At 58.2% G+C, this 665-nt stretch carries 1 protein-coding gene; it reads right to left on the reverse strand.

Annotated elements, in window-relative coordinates; genetic code table 11:
* Positions 1-110: 110 nt before the first annotated feature.
* Positions 111-542: an IS200/IS605 family transposase gene (gene tnpA / locus AC3WTD_RS18515; RefSeq protein ID WP_492614661.1), complete on the reverse strand. Its 432-nt coding sequence runs from the start codon at positions 540-542 to the stop codon at positions 111-113.
* Positions 543-665 lie beyond the last annotated feature (123 nt).

Genomic DNA, 665 nt, shown 5'->3' on the forward strand with positions numbered 1-665 from the left:
TAAGTATCCCCCGGCAAAGCCGGGGGCTTTAGTTGTGTGAGCCGCTCAAAGCGGCTTGGGCGGGGTCGCTAACGCGGCCCCTCTGATCGGGCCACCCTACGGTGGCCTGCCTATCGAAGCAGTTGCAACTGCTCCAATCGTCGATCCTCTTCCTCCTGATTGCGAATGTACGCCCGGATCACTTGCTCATCCCGACCCACCGTCGAGACGAAGTAGCCCCTCGCCCAGAAGCTCTGCCCTACAAAATTTCGCTTGCGCTCTGCATACACTCGCGCCAAGTGGATAGCACTCTTCCCTTTGATGTAACCCACCACCTCCGACACCGCATACTTCGGCGGAATACTCACCATCATATGCACATGATCGGACATCAGGTGTCCCTCTTCGACCCGACTCTCCTTCTGCTCCGCCAACCGGCGGAACACCTCTCCCAGATACTTTCGAAGCTCGACGTACAACGTGCGACGTCGACACTTCGGGATGAACACCACGTGGTACAGGCATTCCCATGGCGTGTGGTTTAAGCTCTTGTACTCGTCCATCGGCGGACTCTCCTCTCGTGTGCTTGGCGGCTCACGAGTTGGAGTTTCCCCGATGGACTCCTGTAAACGTCAAACTTCTACTGCCTCCCCGGCAGAGCCGGGGGGACTCCCTCGTTGGTCTAG

The sequence above is a fragment of the Rhodanobacter sp. FW106-PBR-R2A-1-15 genome, from assembly GCF_058789735.1.

Excerpts from the sequence above, each read along its gene's own strand:
- tnpA (WP_492614661.1), bottom strand. The coding sequence starts at position 542 with ATGGACGAGTACAAGAGCTTAAACCACACGCCATGGGAATGCCTGTAC.